The 17,836-nt window shown below is 73.2% G+C and carries 18 protein-coding genes; 9 read left to right on the forward strand and 9 right to left on the reverse strand.

Features of this window, described 5'->3' with window-relative positions; all coding sequences use genetic code 11:
* Positions 1–9: 9 nt before the first annotated feature.
* On the reverse strand, positions 10–984 hold the full coding sequence (locus ACZ4M5_RS16620; RefSeq protein ID WP_467737312.1) for a TauD/TfdA dioxygenase family protein: 975 nt from the start codon (positions 982–984) through the stop codon (positions 10–12).
* Positions 985–1,169: 185 nt separating this feature from the next.
* Between ACZ4M5_RS16620 and ACZ4M5_RS16625 the strand changes: the two genes are divergently transcribed.
* Both ACZ4M5_RS16625 and ACZ4M5_RS16630 read left to right on the forward strand, forming a co-directional pair.
* Positions 1,170–2,000 (forward strand): aldo/keto reductase, encoded by an 831-nt coding sequence (locus tag ACZ4M5_RS16625; protein ID WP_467737314.1) that lies wholly within the window; start codon positions 1,170–1,172, stop codon positions 1,998–2,000.
* 37 nt (positions 2,001–2,037) lie between these two features.
* Complete coding sequence (locus ACZ4M5_RS16630; protein ID WP_467737316.1) at positions 2,038–2,637, forward strand: DNA polymerase ligase N-terminal domain-containing protein; 600 nt, start codon at positions 2,038–2,040, stop codon at positions 2,635–2,637.
* Between the two features lie 9 nt (positions 2,638–2,646).
* On the opposite strand, the gene ACZ4M5_RS16635 is transcribed toward ACZ4M5_RS16630, so the two are convergent.
* The 4 genes from ACZ4M5_RS16635 to ACZ4M5_RS16650 all read right to left on the reverse strand — a co-directional run bounded on the left by ACZ4M5_RS16635 (position 2,647) and on the right by ACZ4M5_RS16650 (position 7,048).
* The gene (locus tag ACZ4M5_RS16635; protein WP_467737318.1) at positions 2,647–4,989 is read right to left on the reverse strand and encodes a SpoIIE family protein phosphatase; all 2,343 of its coding nucleotides are present in this window, start codon (positions 4,987–4,989) and stop codon (positions 2,647–2,649) included.
* A gap of 71 nt (positions 4,990–5,060) precedes the next feature.
* Positions 5,061–5,528 (reverse strand): peroxiredoxin, encoded by a 468-nt coding sequence (locus tag ACZ4M5_RS16640; protein ID WP_467737320.1) that lies wholly within the window; start codon positions 5,526–5,528, stop codon positions 5,061–5,063.
* Positions 5,525–5,905, reverse strand: coding sequence for a MauE/DoxX family redox-associated membrane protein (locus tag ACZ4M5_RS16645; protein ID WP_467737322.1), 381 nt, complete (start codon positions 5,903–5,905; stop codon positions 5,525–5,527). Before ACZ4M5_RS16645 ends, ACZ4M5_RS16640 begins: the two co-directional genes overlap by 4 nt.
* Positions 5,906–6,532: 627 nt before the next feature.
* Positions 6,533–7,048 carry a MarR family winged helix-turn-helix transcriptional regulator gene (locus tag ACZ4M5_RS16650; RefSeq protein ID WP_467737324.1) on the reverse strand — a complete coding sequence of 172 codons (516 nt, stop codon included), beginning with the start codon at positions 7,046–7,048 and terminating at the stop codon, positions 6,533–6,535.
* 109 nt (positions 7,049–7,157) lie between these two features.
* Between ACZ4M5_RS16650 and ligD the strand changes: the two genes are divergently transcribed.
* From ligD to hemC, 3 genes are all read left to right on the forward strand, one after another.
* Positions 7,158–8,138: a non-homologous end-joining DNA ligase gene (gene ligD, locus ACZ4M5_RS16655; RefSeq protein WP_467737326.1), complete on the forward strand. Its 981-nt coding sequence runs from the start codon at positions 7,158–7,160 to the stop codon at positions 8,136–8,138.
* 144 nt (positions 8,139–8,282) lie between these two features.
* Entirely contained in the window at positions 8,283–9,056 is a 774-nt protein-coding gene (locus tag ACZ4M5_RS16660) for an NPP1 family protein (protein WP_467737328.1), read from the forward strand.
* Positions 9,057–9,205: 149 nt separating this feature from the next.
* Positions 9,206–10,141: a hydroxymethylbilane synthase gene (hemC, locus tag ACZ4M5_RS16665; protein WP_467737330.1), complete on the forward strand. Its 936-nt coding sequence runs from the start codon at positions 9,206–9,208 to the stop codon at positions 10,139–10,141.
* A 24-nt stretch (positions 10,142–10,165) separates the two neighbouring features.
* Here the strand turns inward: hemC and ACZ4M5_RS16670 are convergent, their stop codons facing one another.
* Positions 10,166–10,687 (reverse strand): hypothetical protein, encoded by a 522-nt coding sequence (locus ACZ4M5_RS16670; protein WP_467737332.1) that lies wholly within the window; start codon positions 10,685–10,687, stop codon positions 10,166–10,168.
* Positions 10,688–11,149: 462 nt separating this feature from the next.
* Between ACZ4M5_RS16670 and ACZ4M5_RS16675 the strand changes: the two genes are divergently transcribed.
* Positions 11,150–11,941 carry an RNA polymerase sigma factor SigF gene (locus ACZ4M5_RS16675; protein WP_467737334.1) on the forward strand — a complete coding sequence of 264 codons (792 nt, stop codon included), beginning with the start codon at positions 11,150–11,152 and terminating at the stop codon, positions 11,939–11,941.
* Between the two features lie 31 nt (positions 11,942–11,972).
* On the opposite strand, the gene ACZ4M5_RS16680 is transcribed toward ACZ4M5_RS16675, so the two are convergent.
* Positions 11,973–12,293 (reverse strand): ANTAR domain-containing protein, encoded by a 321-nt coding sequence (locus ACZ4M5_RS16680; RefSeq protein ID WP_467737336.1) that lies wholly within the window; start codon positions 12,291–12,293, stop codon positions 11,973–11,975.
* Between the two features lie 244 nt (positions 12,294–12,537).
* Between ACZ4M5_RS16680 and ACZ4M5_RS16685 the strand changes: the two genes are divergently transcribed.
* Positions 12,538–13,341, forward strand: a complete 804-nt coding sequence (locus ACZ4M5_RS16685; protein WP_467737337.1) for a VOC family protein — start codon at positions 12,538–12,540, stop codon at positions 13,339–13,341.
* 64 nt (positions 13,342–13,405) lie between these two features.
* Here ACZ4M5_RS16685 and glgX read toward each other — a convergent pair whose 3' ends face one another.
* Together glgX and ACZ4M5_RS16695 are read right to left on the reverse strand one after the other, a co-directional pair.
* Complete coding sequence (gene glgX, locus ACZ4M5_RS16690; RefSeq protein ID WP_467737339.1) at positions 13,406–15,565, reverse strand: glycogen debranching protein GlgX; 2,160 nt, start codon at positions 15,563–15,565, stop codon at positions 13,406–13,408.
* Complete coding sequence (locus tag ACZ4M5_RS16695) at positions 15,562–16,074, reverse strand: pep a2 (RefSeq protein ID WP_467737341.1); 513 nt, start codon at positions 16,072–16,074, stop codon at positions 15,562–15,564. Before ACZ4M5_RS16695 ends, glgX begins: the two co-directional genes overlap by 4 nt.
* Positions 16,075–16,432: 358 nt before the next feature.
* Between ACZ4M5_RS16695 and ACZ4M5_RS16700 the strand changes: the two genes are divergently transcribed.
* Together ACZ4M5_RS16700 and ACZ4M5_RS16705 are read left to right on the forward strand one after the other, a co-directional pair.
* Positions 16,433–16,732: a DUF5133 domain-containing protein gene (locus tag ACZ4M5_RS16700; RefSeq protein ID WP_398108224.1), complete on the forward strand. Its 300-nt coding sequence runs from the start codon at positions 16,433–16,435 to the stop codon at positions 16,730–16,732.
* A 75-nt stretch (positions 16,733–16,807) separates the two neighbouring features.
* On the forward strand, positions 16,808–17,836 hold a 1,029-nt coding region (locus ACZ4M5_RS16705), incomplete at its 3' end, for a maltotransferase domain-containing protein (protein ID WP_467737344.1).

Here is a 17,836-nt window from a genome sequence, read left to right on the forward strand (position 1 = left end):
CCCCGTGGGTCACCAGCGGCCCGGGGCCGTTCCCGTGAGGGGGTGCGACGGGCGGCCGTCGGGGCCGACGGGGACGTCACCGGCGAGCATCACCCGGTGCATGATCCGCGGATGGTCCAGGTGGGTGGTGTCGCCGGGGGCGAGGTGCATCGTGGCGCGGTTGTCCCAGAACGCCACGCTGCCCGGTTCCCAGCGGAAGCGGACCGTGTACTCGGGCCGGACCGCGTGCTCCAGCAGCAACTCCAGGATCGCCGCGCTCTCGGGCCGGGACAGGCCCTCGATCTGCTCCACGTAGTAGCCGTTGACGTACAGGATCCGCTCGCCCGTCTCGGGGTGGACCCGCACCAGCGGATGCAGCGAGGCGACCTGACGCTCCAGCAGGTGACGGACGTAGGCGTCGTCGCCGGGCCGGGGCTGGTAGCCGACGCCGAGCCGGTGCTCGGCCCGCAGCCGGTCGGCGAACTCCCGCAGCGGCGCGGACAGGCCGGCGTACGCGGCCGCCAGGTTCGCCCAGGTCGTGTCGCCGCCGTAGGGCGGGACGGTCTCCGCCCGCAGGATCGTCGCGGCGGGCGGGTCGACACGGGCTCCGTGGTCGCAGTGCCAGCCGCGCAGCAGGGTGTGGCGGCGCCGCCGCAGCCACTCGTCGTGCTCCATGCCGTACCGCCCGCCCAGTTCCAGCCGGTCGGCGGTGGTCTCGATCTCGGGGACGCCGGGCGGTGAGGCCTTGCCGCGCCGCGGCAGCACCACCGGCCGGCCGAACCGCCGGGCGAACGCCACGTGCCCGGCGTGGTCGAGCCGCTGACCGCGGAAGAACACCACCTTCCACCGCAGCACCGCCGCCCGGATCGCGGCGATCGTCACGTCGTCGAGATCGGCGGCCAGGTCCACTCCGCCGATCTCGGCCCCGATGTGTCCGGCGACCGGCCGCACCTCGATGCCGGCCTCACGTGCCGCCTCGTCCGTCCTCGGGCTGTCCGTCGTCATGAGCGCTCCGCTGGTCGTGGGCGTGGTCCTGCCTTCCGGGAGAGCGTGACAGCGATCCCGGCGAAGGGCGACCACGCCCCCTCGGGTCCCCGCCCCGTTCCCCCGGTACCCGGTTCCCCGGTTGATCACCGCCCCTCCCGTCCGCGACGCTGGAGGGACGACACAGTCAACGGGAAGGTCCGACGGTGATCAGCATCCCGACGCACACGCTCAACGACGGCACGGCGCTCCCGGCCCTGGGCCTGGGCACCTGGCCGCTCGGCGACGACGAGGCGCAGGCCGCGGTGGTCTCGGCCCTGGAGGCGGGCTACCGCCTGATCGACACGGCGACGAACTACCGCAACGAGACGGGGGTCGGCCGGGCCGTGACCGCCGGGGTGGTGCCGCGCGAGGAGATCGTCGTGACGACGAAGCTCCCGGGCCGCCACCACGGCTACGAGGAGACCCTCGCCTCCTTCGAGGAGTCCCGGTCCCGCCTCGGCCTGGAGTACGTCGACCTGTACCTGATCCACTGGCCGCTGCCGCGCCAGGACCGGTACGTCGACTCCTGGAAGGCCATGGTGAAACTGCGTGACGACGGGCTGGTGCGTTCCATCGGCGTCTCGAACTTCACGCCCGCGCACATCGAGCGGCTGGAGAAGGAGACCGGGGTCCTGCCGTCGGTCAACCAGATCGAGCTGCACCCGTTCCTGCCGCAGGACGAACTGCGCGCCTTCCACGCCGGCCGGAACATCGTCACGGAGAGCTGGAGCCCGCTCGGCCGGGGGACGTCCCTGCTGGAGGACCCGGCCCTGGCCCGGATCGCCGGGGCGCACGGGGTGACGCCCGGGCAGGTGGTGCTGCGCTGGCACACCCAGCTGGGCGCCGTGCCCATCCCGAAGTCGGCGAACCCCGAGCGCCGGCGCGCCAACCTGGACGTGTTCGGTTTCGAGCTGAGCGCGGACGAGATGGCCGCCGTGGCCGACCGGGCCCACCGCCGGGTCGGTGGGGACCCCGAGGTGCACGAGGAGTTCTGACGGGTACCCGGGCCGGCCGGACAGGAGGGAGCCGCACATGGCCGATCGGGACCGGCTGCGGGACTACCGCGGCAAGCGCGACTTCGGCCGGACCGGGGAGCCCGAGGGCAGCGGGTCCGCCTCCGGTCGGCGCCCGCGCTTCGTGGTGCAGATCCACGACGCGAGCACCATGCACTTCGACTTCCGGCTGCAGGTCGGTGACGTCCTGAAGTCCTGGTCGGTCCCGAAGGGCCCTTCGGCGGACCCCGGGGACAAGCGGCTGGCGGTGCCCACGGAGGACCATCCGCTGGAGTACGAGGACTTCGAGGGCGTGATCCCCCGCGGTGAGTACGGCGGGGGCACGGTCATCGTGTGGGACCGCGGCACGTACGAGCCGCTGAGCCACGACCGCCGGGGCCGGCCGGTGGACTTCGGCGCGTCGCTGGAGCGCGGGCACGCCACGTTCCGGCTGCACGGCTCGAAGCTGCGCGGCGGCTACGCGCTGACCCGCTTCCGCGGGGGCAACGGCGGCCAGGAGGCGTGGCTGCTGGTGAAGCAGGCCGGCGGCTCCCGCACACGGGGCGCCCCGGATCCGCGCCGGGCCCGTTCGGCGGTGTCCGGCCGTACGCTCGCCCAGGTCGTCGAGAAGGCCGGGTGAGCGTCCGGCTCAGAACAGCGGCGTGAGGGCCTGCTCGCACCAGATGGTCTTGCCCCGGCTGGTCTGCCGGCTCCCCCAGCGCTGGGTGAGCTGGGCGACCAGCAGCAGTCCCCGCCCGCCCTCGTCGTCCTGGTGCGCCCGCCGCAGATGCGGTGAGGTCGAACTGCCGTCGGAGACCTCGCAGATGAGGGTCCGGTCTCGGATCAGCCGGAGCTGGACGGGCGGGGCGCCGTAGCGGAGGGCGTTGGTGACCAGCTCACTGACGACGAGTTCGGTGACGAAGGCCGTCTCCTCCAGGCCCCACGCGGTGAGACGGTCGGTAACCGCCTGGCGGATCACCGCCACCTGCGCGGGGTCCGGGGTGATGTCCCAGGTGGCGACCTGGTCGGCGCCCAGCGCCCGGGTGCGGGCCAGCAGCAGGGCGACGTCGTCGGAGGGCTCCTCCGGCAGGACGGCCTTGAGCACCGAGTCGCACAGGGCGTCCAGCGAGTCGGCGGGCACGGTCAGGGTGCGGCACAGCTCGTCGGTCGCGTGGTCGACGTCGCGGTGGCGGTCCTCGACCAGCCCGTCGGTGTACAGGGCGACCAAGGAGCCCTCGGGCAACTGGAGTTCCGTCGCCTCGAACGGCAGTCCGCCGACACCCAGCGGGGGCCCGGCGCTCATCGGGATCATCCGGGCGGACCCGTCGGGCAGCACCAGGGCGGGCGCGGGGTGCCCGGCCGCGGCGAGGTGGAGGCGGCGGGCGACGGGGTCGTAGACGGCGTACAGGCAGGTCGCCCCCACTTCGGCCACCTCGTCCCCGAGGTCGTCGGAGGCCAGGTGCGTGACCAGGTCGTCCAGGTGGGTCAGCAGCTCGTCCGGGGGCAGGTCGACGTCGGCCAGGGTGCGCACGGCGGTGACCAGCCGGCCCATGGTCGCCGAGGAGGGGATGCCGTGCCCGACGACGTCCCCGACGACCAGCGCGACCCGGCTGCCGGACAGCGGGATCACGTCGAACCAGTCGCCGCCGATCCCGGCCGCGGAGCCGGAGGGCAGATAGCGGTGGGCGACCTCGACGGCGGCCTGCCCGGGCATGCCGCGCGGCAGCAGGCTGTGCTGGAGGGCGAGGGCCGTGCCGCGCTCCCGGGCGAAGCGTCGGGCGTTGTCCACGCAGATCGCGGCCCGGCTGGCGAGTTCCTCGGCGAAGACGGCGTCGTCGCCGCCGTAGTCGTCCGGCTGCGCCACCCTGACCGCCACGGCGACGCCGAGCGTGATGCCACGGGCGCGCAACGGTACGGCCATCATCGAGTGGGCGCCCTGGCGGTACGGGCGTCCCTGGGGGGAGCGGCTGTTGCGCTCGGCGACCCAGCGCATGAAGGCCGGTTCCCCCGCCTGGCTGACGACGGCCCGGCTCTCGCGCATGGCCCGGGCGATCGGTGAGAACGCCGGGTACACGTCCACGTCGCCCACGTCCACGGCGGCTTCCGGGGTGCCCTCGCTGACCGATCCGTGGGCGACCCGCCGCAGGGCGATCTCCTCGGCCGGGGCGGCCGGTGCCTCCTGCGCGCCGAGAACCCAGTCGAACAGGTCCACGCTCGCGAAGTCGGCGAACCGGGGCACCACGACGCCGATGAGCTCCTCGGCCGTGCGGACGACGTCCAGGGTCGTACCGATGGCGGCCGCGGCCTCGTTCAGCAGGGCGAGCCGCTGCCGGGCCCAGTAGTGCTCGGTGCTGTCGTACGCGGCCAGGGCGGTGCCCATGAGGCCGCCGTCGGCGTCGCGTACCGGCCACATCTCGGTGACCCAGGCGTTCTCCCGGTTCAGCGCCGGCGCCCCGGTGTAGCTCTCGTAGCGCAGCGGCCGGCCCGTCTCCACGACGTGCCGCAGGTGCCAGTCGAAGCCGCGGCTGTGGCCGGCCTCCTCCACGGTCTCCGGGAAGTGCCGGCCGACCAGGTTCTCCTCGGACACGCCCATCACCTGGCAGGCGGCGTCGTTGAGGCGCAGATAGCGCTGGCCGGTGTCGAACACGGACATCGAGATGGACGCCTGCTGGAAGGCCCGCCCCGCGAGGGAGGTCTCGGCGCGGCCGGGTGGGGCAGCGGTGAGCACGTATCCGTCCGGTCGCCCGTCATCGCCGGCCACGGCGCACGCCCGGACCCGGAGCCCGACGAGGGAACCGTCGCGGTGGCGCACCATGACGGTGCCCGCCCGTGCGGACACCGTCTGCGGCGACACGTCCTCGGCGAGCAGGTGCCGTACGGACCGGCCCACGACCTCGGCGGCGGGATGGCCGGTCAGCTGCCGGGCGCCCTCGCTCCACCCCGTCACGATGCCCCGGGTGTCGATGATCGCAGCAGCGGAGGAGTCCTCCATTCGTCCAGGATTGACCCTTTGCCGCCCCGCATCAACCGCGGGGCGGGGTGCGGGCGGCGCGGGGACGGGTGTCAGGGCCGGTGCGCGCGGAGAGCGGCGAGCGCCCGGTCGGCGTGGGCGTTCATGCGCAGTTCGCTGCGGACGACGTCCAGGACGGTGCGGTCCTGCGCGATGACGAACGTCGTGCGGCGGGTGGGGGCCAGGGAGAAGTCGCGCTTCACGCCGAACCGCTCGCGGACCGTGCCGTCGGCGTCGGACAGCAGGGGCATCCCGAGCTGGTGCCGCCCGGTGAACTCGCGCTGCCGCTCGACGGTGTCCGCACTGATGCCGACGGGTCGTGCCCCGACGGCGGCGAACTCGGCGGCGAGGTCGCGGAAGTGGCAGGCCTGGGCGGTGCAGCCGGGCGTCAGGGCGGCCGGGTAGAAGAACAGCACGACCGGTCCCTCGGTGAGCAGCGCGGACAGGCTGCGGACACGGCCGGTCTCGTCCGGCAGCGAGAAGTCCTCGACCTCGTCCCCCACTTCCACGCGGGTGCTCACGCCTTGCCCCCGGCGTTCCGGGCGACGCCGCGGGCCCACAGCACCAGCGGCACCTGGAGCGGCAGACGCCCGAAGGCGGCGGCCTTCTCGGGTGCGGGGCGGTGCCGCCAGTCGGCGGCCATCTTGACGTTGGCCGGGAAGACGCCGACGAAGAACGCCGCGGCGGCGAGCGCGGCCGTCCTGCGGGTGCGGGGCAGCGCGAGGCCCGCGGCGAGCGCGAGTTCGGCGGCACCGCTGGCATAGGTCCAGGTCCGGGGCGAGCCCGGCAGGGCGCCGGGCACGATCGCGTCGAACTGGCGGGGGGCGGCGAAGTGGGCGATGCCCGCGGTGGCCAGCAGGCCGGCGAGCAGCAGGGGCGAGCGTTCGGACCGGGACACGGTTCCTCCTCTGATGACCTGCCGGGCGATATTACTCGACGGTAGGAAGCTCCCGGGGCCCGGGCGAGAGCTCGGGCCGCGACTCCGGCCCCGGGCGCCCGGCCTGCGCGACGCCATTGCGGACGCCTCCGCTGCCGCTGAGGGACACCCAGGCGTGCCGGGCCCGGGCGCGGGCGGTCGACGGCAGGGCGGGCCGCGCCTCAGGGGCGCGGGGAACTGCGCGACCGGCGACGACGGCGCCGCGGCCGCTCACCTGGGGAAGCATCACCCGGCCTCCGTCCGGTCCGCCGCCGCGCCGGGACTCGGGACCGTCACAGGGCCATGCGGCCCCGCCGTGCATACCGGGCCCGGGGACGCCGGCCGGGGGCGTCGGGCCTGCCAGGACGGTCGCGGCACAGGCGGTCGACTCCGGGGCGGACCGAGCCTGGGATGCCGGGGCCCGAAAGCGGCACAGGCTCGGGCGGCCCCGCCGGGGCATGCCGAGCCAGGGACGCCCGGCCCGGGGACGCCACGCCGGGGACGCCGGGCCCGCCAGGACGGTCGCCGCACAGGCGGTCGACACCGGGACCGGCACAGGCGCGGGTGGTCACCGCCGGGGCAGGTCGCGGGGTGGGCGGCCGGACGCCTTCACACGGTGGGCGCCGGGGTCCCGTGGGGCTCGGGGGCCTCGTCGGCGGCGTGCGCGAGGAAGTCGTCGACCATGCGGTGGAAGAGCGTGGCCAACTGCCCCAGCTCCTCCGGGGACCAGTGCGCCAGCGCCCGTTGCATACCGCGGACCCCCGCCTCGCGCACCTTGGTGATGGCCTCCCGGCCGGCGTCGGTGAGTTCGATGCGCTGGGCGCGGCCGTCGTCGGGGTCGGGGACGCGCGTGACGTACCCGGTCCTGTGCAGCTGCTGGACCGTGCGCGTGACGTGCGAGGCCTCCACGCCCAGCCGGGCGGCCAGCTCGCCCGGGCGCAGCGGATCGGCGTCGGCGATCTGGCGCAGCAACGCGACGGCGGCCCGGTCGAGCGGCACGCCCGCCAGGGCCATCAGCCGCTCGTGCTGACGGGCGCGCGTGCTCAGGTAGGTGATGCGCGAGAGCGCGCGCTCGATCTCGGTCACCTCCGCCGAGGGGCCGTCGGGGAGCGGTGGGGTGGGCATGCCGTCACTCTACCATATAGTTGCGTAACGCAAGTAAAGTGGGCCGCCGTTCAGGGGAACCGAACGGCCGACGCGCGTGACCGCACCCCGGGGCGTCGACATCTCACCCGTGAGTCTGCCGCTGATCCCGCCCATGCTCGCCACCTCCGGCACCCTGCCGCCCGCGGGGCAGGACGCGCGCTGGGCCTACGAGACCAAGCAGGACGGCCAGCGGGTGGTGGTCTACCTGCCGGGGGACGGGAGCGTGGTGCTGCGCGCCCGGTCCGGCGACGAGATCACGGCCGCCTACCCCGAGCTGCGCCCGCTGGGCACCGCCCTCGGCACCGCCCCCGCCGTCCTGGACGGAGAGATCCTCGCCCTGGACGCCGAGGGGCGGGCGAGCTTCCAGCTGCTGCAGTCCCGGATGGGGCTGGCGCACGCTCCCGCCCGGGCCGCGCGGCGGGCGGCGGAGGTCCCGGCCCACCTCGTGCTGTTCGACGTGCTGCACCTGGCCGGACAGTCCCTGCTGCGGCTGCCCTACACACGCCGCCGCTCCGCCCTGGAGGACCTCGGCCTGACCGGAGCGTCCTGGTCGACCCCGGCCGCGCTCGTCGGCCACGGCGCCGAGGCGCTGCGCGCCACCCGGGAGCACGGCCTGGAGGGCCTGGTCTGCAAGCGGCTGGACTCGGTGTACGAGCCGGGCGTGCGCTCGAGGGCCTGGATCAAGATCCGCAACATGCGCACCGAGGACGTCCTGGTCGGTGGCTGGCAGCCCGGCAAGGGGCGGCTCACCGGCCTGCCGGGCGCGGTCCTGGTGGGGCAGCGCGCGGGCGGACGGCTGCGCTACGTCGGCAGTGTGGGCACCGGCTGGAGCGAGACCGAACGCAGGGAGCTGGCCGGACTGCTGGCGGCCGCCGCCACCGGCACCTGCCCCTTCGACCCGGCTCCCCGGGCACCCGGCGCGCACTGGGTCGTGCCGCGGCTGGTCGGCGAGGTCCGCTACAGCACCCGGACACGGGAGGGGCTGCTGCGTCAGCCGTCCTGGCTGCGGCTGCGGCCGGACCTCGCCCCCGAGGAGTCGGCCGCCGACATCCCGGACGACCCGTCCTGAAACGGCGTCCCGACGCCGCCTGTTGATCCGCCCTTCACCCGCGGGACCCTCCGCCCCTCTTGGCATGGACGCGTTCAACCAGGAAGCTGAACCCCCGTTCCCCCCACAGCCGTTGGGCTGCGCCCGGACCCCGAGGAGGACGCAGTGTCGTCACGCCCGTACACCCGCCGCAGGAGATGGCTCACCGGGGCCGCCGGGGCCGCCGCCCTCGTGCTCGCCCTCCCCGCCACCGCCTTCGCCGCCCCGCCGCCCGCCCTGCCGGCCGCCGCCGAGCCCCTGGAGCGGACGTACCAGCCGGCGTACGACTACGACACCGACGGCTGTTACTCCTCGGCCGCGATCGGCCCCGACGGCAGTGTGAACAGCGGGCTCAAGCCGACCGGGGCGCTCAACGGCAACTGCCGCGACGCCTCCGACCTCGGCAACACCAACGGCTACGCGCGCGCCAAGTGCAACAACGGCTGGTGCGCGGTCCTGTACGCCCTCTACTTCGAGAAGGACCAGGCCCTGCCCGGCGTCGGCCTCGGCGGGCACCGGCACGACTTCGAGCACGTCGCGGTGTTCGTCCAGGACGACCAGGTCAGATACGTCTCGACGTCCGCCCACGGTGACTTCGACGTGCACGCGGCCGCGCAGGTCCGATTCGACGGCACGCACCCCAAGATCGTCTATCACAAGGACGGGATCGGCACCCACTGCTTCCGCCTCGCCGGCTCGGGCGACGAGCCGCCCGAGAACCACCGGGGCACCTGGCAGTACCCGCCGCTGGTCGGCTGGAACGGCTACCCGGCCGGGCTGCGCGACAAGCTGTCCTCGTACGACTTCGGCAGCGCCCACTTCGGTCTGAAGGACGGCAGTTTCGAGAGCCACCTGGCCAAGGCGAAGCCCTCGGGCATTCCTTTCGACCCCTACGCGTGACCCGGCCGGTCCGGCCGGGAGGCGCGCCCCTCCGGCCGGACCGGTGGCGCGGGAACACACGGGCGAGCCTCCCGAACTGACGTACGCCGCCCGGCAGTCGGGGGAGGCACGCGACCTCCCCTCCACCGGGAGGGTCTATCGTGGGGCGCATGTCCGCCCCCGAACTGATCCGCATCGTCTCCCGCGACTCCCCCATGGCGCTGGCCCAGGTGGAGCGCGTCCGGGCCGAACTGGCCGCCGCCCACCCCTCGGTGCGCACCGAGGTCGTCCCGGTGAAGACCACCGGGGACAAGTGGCTCGGCGACCTGTCCCAGGTGGAGGGCAAGGGCGCCTTCACCAAGGAGGTCGACGCGGCACTGCTGGCCGGGGAGGCCGACCTCGCGGTGCACTGCGTGAAGGACGTGCCCGCCGACCGTCCGCTCCCGGCGGGCACGGTGTTCGCCGCCTTCCTCAAGCGGGACGACATCCGCGACGCGCTGATCCACCCCGGCGGCCTCACCCTGGACGAGCTGCCCGCGGGAACCCGCGTCGGCACCTCCTCGGTGCGCCGGGTGGCGCAACTGGCGGCCACGCACCCGCACCTGGAGTGCGTGCCGTTCCGCGGCAACGCCAACCGGCGCCTGGCGAAGCTGGAGGCCGGAGAGGCCGACGCCCTGCTGCTCGCGGTCGCGGGCCTGGAGCGCATCGGCCGGACGGACGTGATCACCGAGATCCTCTCGACCGAGACGATGATGCCGCCCATCGGCGCGGGCGTCCTGGCCCTTCAGTGCCGCGAGGACGACGCCGGCCTGATCGACGCGGTGAGCGGTCTCGGCGACCCGGACACCTACCGGGAGACGACGGCCGAGCGGATGTTCCTGCACGTGCTGCAGGGTCACTGCAACAGCCCCATCGCCGGGTTCGCGCGGGTCGACCGCGGCGGCGAACTCTCCCTCCGCGCCTGCGTGTTCACTCCGGACGGCAAGACGCGGCTGAACGCCCACGAGTGGGCGGGGCGGCTCGATCCGGCCACGCTCGGCACCTCGGTCGCGGTGGCGCTGCTGCGCCAGGGCGCCCGCGAGATCATCGACGGCATCCCGCACTGAGCGCGGCGGCGCCCTGACACCGGGTCAGGCGGTGCCTTCCTCCGCCTGGTCCCGCAGGAAGACGCTCACCTGATGGGCCAGGCTGTCGCGGCACTGGCCCTGCGGGGCCCCGGGGGCTCCCTCGTGCACCCCGATGCCGCCCGCCCACAGGCGCCGGCCGGTCCACTCCTCCTCGACGCGCAGCTGCACCTGCACGTCCACCAGGCTCAGGGCCTCCTCGGCCGCGGCCGCGTAGAGCACGGCCGTGACCCGGCGCAGCGGATAGACGTCGAAGCCCTCGATGAACTGGGAGTTGCGCCAGTCGATGAAGGCACTCTCGCCGTCCGGGCCGACGCGCACGTCGATCTGGCCGTCCTCCAGATGGATGCCGAGGTGCCGGCTGCCGCGGTTCTCGACCGTCACGCGCAGGCGGAAGTAGGTGAGCCCGTCGGCGGCGTCGTCCCTGCCGCGAGGCGGTTCGGCCGGTTCCAGACGGTGGACGCGGACGCGCAGACCGGCATGCTCCTCGTACTCCTGCCAGTCCCCGACCACGTTCGGCTCGTACACGCTGCACCCTCTCGACCTCTGGAAGCTGCTTCCTATCTGTGGCCCGAGCGCACTGTCAAATGAGCAGAATGCGCTGTGGCCAGGCAGTTCGCCCCATCTGATCGATGATCAAGCCGTGCCCAGCGGTTATCCGGAAGCCACTGGAGAAAGCGCTTGCTCGGGCGTGCCGCACATCACTTCCACGAGTGAAGATCAACGGGTCGGGCGACCCGGTCGCGCCCGGGCCGCCCGGACACCGGCGTCGGCGACCACTTCTCGCCACAGCGAGGCCAAGATGCCCCGAATGTCGTATTGTCGGAATTGCTTCGTTCTCACTGCCCGGCCGCGGGCGGTGAAGTGCTTCGGACAGGAGGCACATCCGTGGGAGCCGGCCTGCCGGGCCCCCGGTGCCCGGTGAGGTCCGAGTCCGTGCTTCCCATGGTGTCCGTCCCTTCCGCACCTGCTCAGGGAGGTGCGCACCAGATGCGTATCGCCGGCAGCACCCGAACGCACCCGCACGACGACGCCCCCGACACCGCCGAGGCGTTCCGGCGGCTGGCGCGACTGCCCGAGGGGCCCGAGCGCAAGGCCCTGCGCGACGAACTGGTCGAGGCCTGGCTCCCCATGGCCGAGCGGATCGCCGTCCGGTTCCGTGGCCGCGGCGAGGCCCTGGAGGACCTCTACCAGGTCGCGGCCCTGGGGCTGGTCAAGGCGGTCGACCACTACGACCCGGCCCGCGGCAACGCCTTCGAGGCCTACGCGGTGCCCACCGTCACCGGCGAGATCAAGCGTCACTTCCGTGACCACATGTGGACGCTGCACGTGCCCCGCCGGGTCCAGGACCTGCGCAACCGCGTACGGCACGCCGTCAAGGAACTGTCCCAGACCACCTCGGGCCGCTCCCCCACCCTGGCCGAGATCGCCGAGTACGCCCAGCTCACCGAGGGCGAGGTGCGCACCGGGATGGAGGCGCTGGAGTGCTTCTCCGCCCTGTCGCTGGAGGCGGAGATGCCGGGCACCGACGGCTACGCCCTCGGGGACGCGATCGGCGGGCCCGACCCGGCCTTCGACATCGTGGTCGACCGCGTGGCCGTCCGGCCCTGCCTGGAGGCCCTGCCCGAGCGCGAGCGGGTCATCCTGTACCTGCGGTTCTTCAAGGGCATGACCCAGAGCCGCATCGCGGAGCAGCTCGGCATCTCCCAGATGCACGTCTCACGGCTGCTCAGCAGCTGCTTCGCCCATCTGCGCGAGGAACTGCTCACCGAGACCGGGTGAGCGGAAGGCCGGGACCACGCCCCCGCGCGGATCACCGCTCGGGCGGCGTGCCGGGCAGCTGGACCGGTCCCGCGCGGTCCAGGGCCTCCTCCAGTGCCGCCCGGATCTCCTCGGGCATCAGGCCGGTGCGCCCCCACACGAGGATCGTCTCCGCGACGTTGCGCAGCTTGGTGTTGGTGTGCTGGGAGACCTCCTTCAGCACGGCCCATCCCTGGTCGGGCGAGATCCTGCCGAGTGCCACGACCATCCCGATCGCCTGGTCCACGACGGCGTGGGAGACGACCGCCTCCTTCAGCTGCTGGATCTCCTCCTGCATCTGAAGGATCCGCTCCGAGCCCCCGTCCGTGGGCATGGTCACCTCCGGGTCCGGTGCGCCGCTGTCCGGATGGCCGGACAGGGTGCTTGAGTGCCTTGACGCAGTGTCCGACCCGTCCATCGTCGGCACCCGGCCCGCCGGGTGCCACCCGGGTGGACCAGCCGGTTCCGTTTCGGTGCGCCCGCCGGGGTACTCGGCAGGCGCAGCCCATGGCCGCGGCCGGACACTGGTGGCCATCCACCGGTGGCTGCCGGGCCGACGAGATCAGGACGCGACTGCCATGAACCACGACATGCCCACCCCCTCCGGCACGAAGGACATCATCTCCTCGCACTCCGTGTTCGGCGCTCCCTGCTGGGTGAGCCTGACCAGCCGCGACGTCCGGGCGACCGAGGAGTTCTACGGGGCGGTGCTGGGCTGGCAGTGGCGGCCGGCCAAGCTCGGCGACCGGTTCCGGATCGCCCTGGTGGACGGGTCGCCGGTGGCCGGGATCGCGGGCGTGGCGACCATGTGGCAGATGGCCGTGGCGTGGCTGCCGTACTTCGCGGTGCGCAGCGCGGACGAGGCGGCGGCCCGGGTGCAGGAGCGCATGGGCACGGTCGCGGTGGGACCGATCTCCCTGCCGCCCGGTCGGGCCGCGCTGCTGGCCGACCGTGACGGGGCGGCGTTCGGCATCTGGGAGGGCGACCTGTTCACCGACTGGGAGACCTGGCGCAACGCGCAGCCCGCTTTCATCACCCTGCACACCCGGGACGCCTTCGACGCCGCCATCTTCTACGGCGAGGTCCTGGACTGGGCGTCGGACAGCCCCGGGTGCTGCGAGGTCCACTACGAGGGCGGCGAGGTCGTGCTGCGCAGCCGCGGCGACGTCGTCGCACGGATCGAGTCGGGCGCCCTCGAAGCGGCGCCGGATCCCGCCATCCGCCCCCACTGGCAGGTCCACTTCAGCGTCGACGACGTGGAGGCCTGCGCCCGCGCCGCGGAGCTGCACGGCGGCAGCGTCATGTCCAAGGGCGGCGACGAGGCGGTGCTGCGCGACCACGACGGGGCGCAGTTCACGGTCACCGCCCGACGCGGGCGCTGATTCTCCTCGGCCATGGGCCGGCCCCGCGGGAGCGGCGCTCCCGCGGGGCCGGCGTCCGTGGCCGTCACTGCGTCCGGTCGCCCCGCTTCGCCCGGGAGGGCCGGGACAACAGGACCAGGCTGCGCGCTCCGACGGTGAGGCCGGTACCCGCTTTGTGCTCCGCCTCGTCCGGAGTGCCGTCGGGGTCGGCCGTGTCGATCAGGGCCGTCCAGCGTTCGCCGTAGGAGGCGTTCGGGATGCGGAAGTCGATCGGCTCCCAGTGGCTGTTGAGCAGCAGCAGGAAGGAGTCGTCGACGACGGGGCGGCCGCGCGGGTCGGGCTCGGCGATGGCGTCGCCGTTGAGGAACACCCCCACCGAGTGCGCGTCACCGCGCTGCCAGTCGTCGTCGGTCATCTCGCGGGCGTCGGGCGCCAGCCAGACCAGGTCGGGCAGCGGCTGGTCCGCCCGCCGGACCGTCTCGCCGCGGAAGAAGCGGCGCCGGCGCAGCACGGGGTGCGCGGTGCGCAGGTTGATGAGGTAGCGGGTGAAGTCCAGCAGGTCCCGCTGTTCCTCGCTCAGCCCCCAGTCGATCCAGGAGATCTCGTTGTCCTGGCAGTAGGCGTTGTTGTTGCCGCCTTGGGTGCGCCCGAGCTCGTCGCCGTGCGAGAGCATCGGGATGCCCTGGGAGAGCAACAGGGTGGCGAGGAAGTTGCGTTGCTGGCGGATGCGCAGCTCGCGCACGGCCGGGTCGCGGCTCTCCCCCTCGGCCCCGCAGTTCCACGACCGGTTGGTGCTCTCGCCGTCCTGGTTGTCCTCGCCGTTGTCCTCGTTGTGCTTGTCGTTGTACGACACGAGGTCGCGCAGGGTGAAACCGTCGTGCGCGGTGACGAAGTTGACGCTGGCCCGGGGGCGGCGCCTGCTGTGCTGGTACAGGTCGGACGAGCCGGTCAGCCGGGAGGCGAACTCGCCGAGGGTGTGGTCCTCACCCCGCCAGAAGTCCCGTACGGCGTCCCGGTACATGCCGTTCCACTCCGACCACAGGGGCGGGAAGTTGCCCACCTGGTAGCCGCCCTCGCCGACGTCCCACGGCTCGGCGATCAGCTTCACGCGGCTGATCACCGGGTCCTGCTGGATGAGGTCGAAGAACGCCGAGAGCCGGTCCACCTCGTGGAACTGCCGGGCCAGGGTGGCCGCCAGGTCGAAGCGGAAGCCGTCGACGTGCATCTCCGTCACCCAGTACCGCAGCGAGTCCATGATCAGCTGCAGGACGTAGGGGTGCCGCATCAGCAGGCTGTTGCCGGTGCCGGTGGTGTCGTAGTAGTGCTTCCAGTCGCCGTCGACCAGGCGGTAGTAGGAGGAGTTGTCGATACCCCGGAAGGACAGGGTCGGGCCCAACTCGTTGCCCTCGGCGGTGTGGTTGTAGACCACGTCGAGGATCACTTCGAGCCCGGCCGCGTGCAGCGTCTTCACCATCTGCTTGAACTCGGCGACCTGCCCGCCGCGGGTGCCGTGGGCGGCGTAGCCGTTGTGCGGCGCGAAGAAGCCGATGGTGTTGTAGCCCCAGTAGTTGGACAGGCCCCGGTCGTGCAGCACTCCGTCGTGGACGAACTGGTGCACGGGCATCAGCTCGACGGCCGTGACGCCGAGGGAGGTCAGGTGCTCGACCACGGCGGGGTGGGCCAGGCCCGCGTAGGTGCCCCGCAGTTCCTCGGGCACCTCGGGGTGGGTCCTGGTCATGCCCTTGACGTGGGCCTCGTAGATGACCGTGTCGGCGTAGGGCCGGCCGGGCCGGGCGTCGTCGCCCCAGTCGAAGGCCGGGTCGGTCACCACGCCGAGCATGGTGTGTCCCGCGCTGTCGGCCGGGTCGGGGCCGTCGGGGTTGCGCTCGTAGAGCGAGGGGTGGTTGTCGATCTGCCCGTCCACCGCGCGCGCGTACGGGTCGAGCAGCAGCTTGGCCGGGTTGCAGCGGTGGCCGGCGCTCGGGGCCCAGGGCCCGTGCACGCGGTAGCCGTAGCGCTGGCCCGGGCCGACGCCGGGCACGTAGCCGTGCCAGACGAAGCCGTCGACCTCGTTGAGCGGGACCCGGGTGTGGGTGCCGTCGTCGTCGACGAGGACCAGTTCCACGCGTTCGGCGACCTCGCTGAAGAGCGCGAAGTTGGTGCCCTCCCCGTCGAAGTCGGCACCCAGCGGGTAGGGGCGCCCGCCCCAGGCGGACACCCCTTTCCGTTCCTGCCTGCGGGTCACCGGGCGTCCTCCAGGACCTCGGCCGGGGTGCCGGCCGGACCGGCCAGCCGGGTGATGGGCACCTCACGGGGCACGTCCAGGCCCTCGCTCTCGCGCGGGGCCGGCGCGGTCGGCACCAGCGGGACGCGCTCACCGGCGCGGGCGCGCTGCGAGAACCAGATGACCTTGCTGCCGGTCTCGGTGGCGCAGCAGCCCCAGCCGTCGCTCACCGCCGCGAGGTGCTCCAGGCAGCCTCGCAGTTCCTGGTCGGGGCGCAGGGCGCGGTCGTTGTCACCGATGGCGGTGATCAGGTGCTGCCCGTTCCACCACATCTCGATCGACGTGTTCTTGTCCGTGGCGTGCTCGTCGATGGCCTTGAGCAGCATCTCGGCACCGCCGCAGACGGGCTGGACGAGGTTGTCCAGGTCCCAGAACCTCAGGTGAGCGGCCAGAATGCGGCTGACCTGTCCCACCCGGTCCGGGCTGACTTCCACGTCGAGGTGGTAGTAGCAGGGCACTGCGGTCTTCATCGGTCGGCTCCTCACCGCGAAGCTCAATTCCTTCTCGTCCGCGTCTGCGGAACGAGCCCCGAACACAGAACGTGAGCGCTTATCGCTTCTGAGTCACCCTCAGAGTGAGGGTGCTGCTCCGTTCGTGCAACACGAGGGCACACCTGAGGCACGTGCGTGCCCATGTGAGCAGCGGGACGGGCCCCGGACGGCCCATCCCGGCCACGACTCGTTGAAGATCCAACAAGACGCTGCGTCATGGCGCGTGCACCATGTGTGAAAGAACTCGATCGCCGTCACGGGTCCGCGCCGCTGTGCGCGCGGCCCCCGTCCGACCGTCGGGAGACCGAACCCCCCAGCCCGAAAGGTGATCGGCGCCATGCTGCTACCCGCCAGAGCCGAAGTCGCCCGGCAGTTGCGCCGTTACCGGGCCTGGGAACGAGTGATGCTCGCCGCACCGAACGACCTCACCGTGCGGAGCACGTTCGAGGACTCCGGCTACACGCTGTGCGTGCTCATGGGCAAGCGCTGCGCGCGGGAGGCGGCGGACGCGGCCGAGCGGTACCTGCGCACCAACCACGTCACGTACTTGCAGGAGCAGAACGACAGGCCGCGCCCGGCCGCGGCGGTCCGGCGCAGGCCGCCGGTGGCGGAGCGGAGATCCCCGGCGGGAAGGTGACACCCTTCCCGCCGCAGCTGTCCCCCTGACCGGGCCCCCGCGGCCCGGCTTTCGAGCACGGTGGAGGTGAGGACCATGAGGAAGACCCGGGCCATCGGCCGTATCCCGGTACGGGACGTCCGGCCGGCCGTGGAGGCCGGCAACCGGCCGGCCAAGGCGGTCGTGGGTGAGACGTTCGAGGTCACCGCCACCGTGTTCCGGGAGGGGCACGACGCGGTGGCCGCCAATGTCGTTCTGAAGGACCCCGAGGGCCGTCCCGGCCCGTGGACGCCGATGCGCGAGCTCGCCCCGGGCAGCGACCGCTGGGGCGCCGAGGTCACACCGAACGCCCTCGGCCGCTGGACGTACCGCGTGGAGGCGTGGAGCGACCCGGTCGCCACCTGGCGGCACGCGGCGGGGATAAAGGTTCCCGCGGGCATCGACCCGGGCCTGGTGCTGGAGGAAGGCGCGGAACTGCTCGCACGGGCGGCGGCCGGCGTACCGAGGGACGCCGGCCGCGGCGTGCTGCTCGGCGCGGCGGCGGCCCTGCGCGACGACTCCCTGCCCACGACGGACCGGCTGGCGGCGGCGCTGACACCCGAGGTGGACGACGTGCTGACCCGGAACCCGCTGCGCGACCTGGTCAGCACGTCCGAGCCGATGCCGTTGCTGGTGGAGCGGGAGCGGGCGCTGTACGGGTCGTGGTACGAGTTCTTCCCGCGGTCGGAGGGGACGGCCGAGCGTCCGCACGGCACGTTCCGCTCGGCGGCGCGGCGGTTGCCGGCGATCGCGGCGATGGGTTTCGACGTGGTCTACCTGCCGCCGATCCACCCCATCGGCACGACTTTCCGCAAGGGGAAGAACAACACCCTCTCCCCCGGCCCGGAGGACGTGGGGGTGCCGTGGGCGATCGGCTCGCCCGAGGGCGGCCACGACGCGGTGCACCCGGACCTGGGCACGATGGACGACTTCGTGTGGTTCGTGGAGCGGGCCCGGGAGCTGGGGCTGGAGATCGCGCTGGACTTCGCGCTGCAGTGCTCGCCGGACCATCCGTGGGTGCACAAGCACCCGGAGTGGTTCCACCACCGGCCCGACGGCACGATCGCCTACGCGGAGAACCCGCCG

The sequence above is a fragment of the Streptomyces sp. NPDC026246 genome (assembly GCF_055567995.1).